Annotated in this window: 5 protein-coding genes; 2 read left to right on the top strand and 3 right to left on the bottom strand. The window is 65.6% G+C overall.

Annotation, left to right across the window (positions count from 1 at the left end; all coding sequences use genetic code 11):
• Positions 1 to 108: 108 nt before the first annotated feature.
• From ACK4TE_RS15735 to ACK4TE_RS15745, 3 genes are all read right to left on the bottom strand, one after another.
• Complete coding sequence (locus tag ACK4TE_RS15735) at positions 109 to 1,338, bottom strand: cytochrome P450 (protein ID WP_409912484.1); 1,230 nt, start codon at positions 1,336 to 1,338, stop codon at positions 109 to 111.
• A gap of 97 nt (positions 1,339 to 1,435) precedes the next feature.
• Positions 1,436 to 1,888 (bottom strand): PaaI family thioesterase, encoded by a 453-nt coding sequence (locus ACK4TE_RS15740; protein WP_409912485.1) that lies wholly within the window; start codon positions 1,886 to 1,888, stop codon positions 1,436 to 1,438.
• Between the two features lie 12 nt (positions 1,889 to 1,900).
• Entirely contained in the window at positions 1,901 to 2,362 is a 462-nt protein-coding gene (locus tag ACK4TE_RS15745; RefSeq protein ID WP_409912486.1) for an SspB family protein, read from the bottom strand.
• A 192-nt stretch (positions 2,363 to 2,554) separates the two neighbouring features.
• On the opposite strand from ACK4TE_RS15745, the gene ACK4TE_RS15750 reads away from it, so the two are divergent.
• Both ACK4TE_RS15750 and ACK4TE_RS15755 read left to right on the top strand, forming a co-directional pair.
• Positions 2,555 to 3,790 (top strand): pyridoxal phosphate-dependent decarboxylase family protein, encoded by a 1,236-nt coding sequence (locus ACK4TE_RS15750; RefSeq protein ID WP_409912487.1) that lies wholly within the window; start codon positions 2,555 to 2,557, stop codon positions 3,788 to 3,790.
• 90 nt (positions 3,791 to 3,880) lie between these two features.
• Positions 3,881 to 4,300: a hypothetical protein gene (locus ACK4TE_RS15755; protein ID WP_409912488.1), complete on the top strand. Its 420-nt coding sequence runs from the start codon at positions 3,881 to 3,883 to the stop codon at positions 4,298 to 4,300.
• Positions 4,301 to 4,536: the final 236 nt, after the last annotated feature.

Below are 4,536 nucleotides of genomic sequence, written 5' to 3' on the forward strand. Positions count from 1 at the left end.
GGCTCCCCCCTCCGTCTGCTTCGCAGACACCTCCCCCGTGAACGGGGGAGGAGAGCGTCGAGTTTGCCTCGGCCCTTACAGGTGATTCCAGCTTTTTACAGGTTTGTCTCAGGCTTCGACGAGGAGGTGTTCGAGGCCTCGGAAGAAGGGCAAGGTGCGCCAGGCAAGGGTCTGGTCAGGCAGGCGCAGGTTTGGATAGCGCGACAGGAGTTTCACGAAGGCGTGGCGCGCCTCGATGCGGGCGAGCGGGGCGCCGATACAGATGTGGGGGCCGCCGCCGAAGGCGATGTGGCTGGCGCGCTTCTTCGTGATGTCGAAGGCCTGCGGGGCCTCGAAGATGTCGGGGTCGCGGTTGGCAGCGGCGAGCGACATGAAGACCGGCTGGCTTTTCCGCATCGGGCAGCCGGCGACGATACGGTCTTTCTCGACGATGCGGGAGGTGACCTGGACCGGCGCCTCGTAGCGCAGCACTTCTTCCACCGCCTGGGCGGCGAGATCCGGATTGGCGCGCAGGGCGGCGGCCTGATCGGGGTGGGTCAGCAGCAGCCAGATGCCGTTGCCGATCAGGTCGGTCGTGGTCAGGTTGCCCCCGACGAGGAGGGCCTGCAGGTTGAGGCAGACTTCATCGTCATCAATGTTCGCCTCGCCGGCGGCCTGCAGCTGGACCATGTCGGTGACGAGATCGTCCTTCGGCGCGCGGCGGCGGGCGGCCATGAGCTCGCGGAAATAGGCGTCCAGCGCTTCGCCGCCCGAGATCATGCGGGCGTTTTCCTCCGGCGTGCGGACGGGATTGAGGCCGAGGATGACATCTTCCGACCACTGACGGAAATCCGCGAGACGCTCCTCATCGACGCCGAGGATGCGGGCGATAACGAGAACCGGGACCGGGACAGCGACCTGTTCCATCAGGTCGAAGACACCGGTGGCGGGCGCAGCGTCGATCACCTCATCGACCATCGCCTCGATCTCGGGGCGCATGCGGTTGATGCGGGCATAGAAGGCCTTGGCCAGCGGCTGGCGGATGCGGGCATGGTCGGGATCGTCAAGGAAGAGAATACTGGTGCGCCGCTCCCTGCCCTCTTCGATCAGGCGGGCGGTGATGGATTCGGGGTCGGCGTTCAGGGGATGGCGCACGAAACTGCGGTCGTTGACCGTGTCGCGGATGTCCTTGTAGCGGCTGAGCACCCAGACCTTGGCGACCTCGTCGCGCAGGACCGGGCAATGGGTCTGCAGGGCCTGCAGCAGCGCATGGGGATTGTCGCGGGCCACCGGATTGAAGGCGGAAAGCTCGAGAACGGATTTCGGCACGCCGGCGGGCGTTCTGGTATCGTCGGCCATAAGAGTCTCCTCCCGGGAGCTTTTGTTATGGCAGGCGTATAGCCGATTTTTTGCAGGGTGGCGCGGGGTATCGTGGGGAAACGTTCGGGTGCACGCGTCAGAGCCGTTTGAACGGCATCGGAATAGCCGTCGCGGTGGCACGGGCGACGAGGGTGCCTTCGGCATCGAAGCAGTCGGCTTCCATGAAGGCGGCGGATTTGCCCATGCGCAGGATGCGGGCGGTGACGCTGGCCTTACCGGGCATCAGGCGTTTCAGGAAGCTGGTCTTCATTTCCAGCGTTGGCGCAGTCATCGTGACATTGGAGGCGATGATGACAGCCGTGCTCATCGCTTCGTCGAGCATGGCGGAGATGAAGCCGCCCTGCACGGCGCCGGTGGGGTTGGCGAACGTGCCGGGGACGTCAAAGTCCATGCGCACCCATTGCTCCGCCTGGCTGAGGTCCACGAGGCGCATGCCGAGCGTGTCGGAACAGGGCGGGCGTTTCTTCGAGTTCTGGAAGCGGGCCAGCATCTCGGCGTCGGAGACGCGGGGCTTGGTGTCCTCGGTCAAGGCAGAGGGGCCTTACTTGCGGCGGTAGGCGTCGAGGCTGACGACAATATCGGCCGGCTTCGGGGGGGCGGGCTCGGCGGCGGCATCCTTCGCCGGCGAGAGCACGCCGGTGTCGCGGCTGCGCGCCTCGAAGGAGAGGCCGAAATTCACCGAGGGATCAACGAAGCGGGTGATGGCGGCGAGCGGGATGGACAGGTGCTGCGGCACGCCGGCGAATTTCAGCACGATCTCGAAATGGCCGTCATGCACTTCAAGGTCCCAGAACTGGTGCTGGATGACGATGGTCATCTCTTCCGGGAAGCGCTGGACCAAGTGGTCCGCGATCTTCACACCGGGGGCGCGGGTGCGGAAGGAGATGTAGAAGTGGTGGTCGCCCGGAAGGGCGCCATTGGTTTTCGCACGGCGCAGGGCCTCGCGCACGACGCCGCGCATGGCAGCCTGGGAGAGCGCTTCGTATCCGATATAGTCCGTCATGGCTGCGCGCTCTTCCCCGGGGCTCAAATGGTTATCGAGAGGTAAATTATGCGGAGCGGTCTGCGCCTGCAACGGGCTTAGCGCAATGCGCGAGCAATTATTTTCGCTTCGCGCCGATCCGGCTGCCTGCTGGCCAGCGGCGAGCGGGGCGCGTAGGCTTCGCGTGTGAGGACATTCGGGAGGACATTCACCATGCAGATGCCGGAAGAAGGGCGCGGGTGGGATGAGGTGCGCGCGGAGATGATTGCCCGCGGCGGCGGGGATGTGGACTGGCGCAGCGGAAAAACGGCGGTCTATGTGTTCAACGCGGGCGAGGACATTCATCATGTCCAGCACGACGCCTATGGCCTCTATATGGCGGAGAATGGCCTCGGGCCGCTGGCCTTTCCGTCGCTGGCGCAGATGGAGAAGGACGTGATCGGCATGGCGCTCGGCCTGCTGCACGGCGAAGGCGGAGCGGGCGCGATCACGTCGGGTGGAACCGATTCGATCACCATGGCGATCAAGACGGCGCGCGATTTTGCGCGTGCGAACGGAAAGCAGCGGACGGGGCATAACATTGTCATCCCCCGCTCTGGCCACCTCGCCTTCCACAAGGCGGCGCTGATGATGGATATCGAGATCCGCTCCGTGCCGGTGAAGGACGATGGCAGCTATGAGGCGGACCCCGCGGCGATGGAGGCAGCGATGGATGCCGGCACGATCATGCTGGTCGGCTCGGCGCCGCAGTTTCCGCATGGCATCATCGACCCCATAGAAGCGCTCGGCGAGATCGCCGCGCGCAGGGATGTGTGGCTGCATGTGGATGCCTGCGTCGGCGGGTATTTCGCACCGTTCGCGCGGATGAACGGCGTGGCCGTGCCGGCGTTCGATTTCGAAGTGCCGGCGGTGAAATCGATGAGCGCGGACCTGCACAAGTATGGCTATTGCGCCAAGGGCGCCTCGACCGTGCTGTTCCGCTCCGAGGCGCTTTACAAACACATGCCCTTCTCGCTGCGCGACTGGAGCGGCGCGCCGATGAAGACACCGACACTGGCGGGCACGCGGCCGGGCGGCGCGATCTCGGCGGCCTGGGCGGTGATGAATGTGCTGGGCGTAGCCGGCTACCGCGAGAAGCAGGGTCTGGTGTGCGGGGCGCGCGAGAAGATCGAGGCGGGCGTGAAGGCGCTCGGCTTTGATGTGCTGGGGCGGCCGATGCTCGGCCTGATCGCGTTCCGCCATCCGGAGGCGGACGCACTCGCGCTGTATGCTGCGATGCGGGCACGGGGGTGGTTCACTTCGTTCACGTCGGAGCCGCCCAGCCTGCACCTGATGCTGTCACCGAAACATGCGGAGGTGGCGGATGCGTATCTGGCGGATTTGGGCGCGGCGCTGGCGGACGTGAAGGCGGGCGTGAAGGCGGAGCGGGTTGAGGCGCGGTATTCGTGAGAAGGTGCCCCGAACTTGCCCCCCGTCCCTCATCGTGGTCCTATCCGGCATTATTCATCGGCGGGCGCGCCGGGAGACAAGGGGACTGACATGAAGAACGGATTTTTTGCGGCGGTGGTTCTGGCCGGGGCACTGGCGCTGGCGGGGTGTGGCCAGGGCGGAGCGCCGGAGGGCAAGGACATCACCAGGAATTCCTCCGCCAAGGATATCGGCGCGGCCTACCTGACCGAGATGACGCGCATCGCGGACGCGCTGGAGACGGTGAAGGACGAGCAGAGCGCCAAGGCGGCAGCGGCGGAGATCAGCAAGGCGGCAGTCGGCCTGAACACCATGGGCGAGGCGCTGAAGGACGGGACCGATCCGCTGAAGGCGATGCAGATTTTCGGCAACAATTACACGCAGGTGGTCGAGGTGCAGGGCCGGATGATGACCGAGCTGATGCGCATCCAGACCGAGCATCCGGAGCTGATGGAGATCGTCAGCGCCGAGATGGACAAGCTGGGGGAGTGAGGGGGCGGACTTGCGCGGCGGTGGTTCCGGCTCGCTGCCGCGGATACCTGCGCAGGCAGGTATCCAGCGCACTGAAGGACTGGACCCCTGCCTTCGCAGGGGTCTTCGGAGAGGATGGCTTTTGGGGCTCTGGATCCCAGCTTTCGCCGGGATGACAGGCGGTGGGGTCAGTCTTGCGACGCAGGTCCGCGGCCGCCGGTGACCTCGGCGACGACTTCCGGGTCGCCGTCTGTTTC

The sequence above is a fragment of the Hyphomonas sp. genome (assembly GCF_046313975.1).
In the GTDB taxonomy this organism is placed as follows: Bacteria; Pseudomonadota; Alphaproteobacteria; order Caulobacterales; family Hyphomonadaceae; genus Hyphomonas.

Bases quoted from the DNA above. Each gene is read 5' to 3' on its own strand.
- ACK4TE_RS15735 (WP_409912484.1), bottom strand. From the start codon at position 1,338: ATGGCCGACGATACCAGAACGCCCGCCGGCGTGCCGAAATCCGTTCTC.
- ACK4TE_RS15755 (WP_409912488.1), top strand. From the start codon at position 3,881: ATGAAGAACGGATTTTTTGCGGCGGTGGTTCTGGCCGGGGCACTGGCG.
- ACK4TE_RS15745 (WP_409912486.1), bottom strand. From the start codon at position 2,362: ATGACGGACTATATCGGATACGAAGCGCTCTCCCAGGCTGCCATGCGC.
- ACK4TE_RS15750 (WP_409912487.1), top strand. From the start codon at position 2,555: ATGCAGATGCCGGAAGAAGGGCGCGGGTGGGATGAGGTGCGCGCGGAG.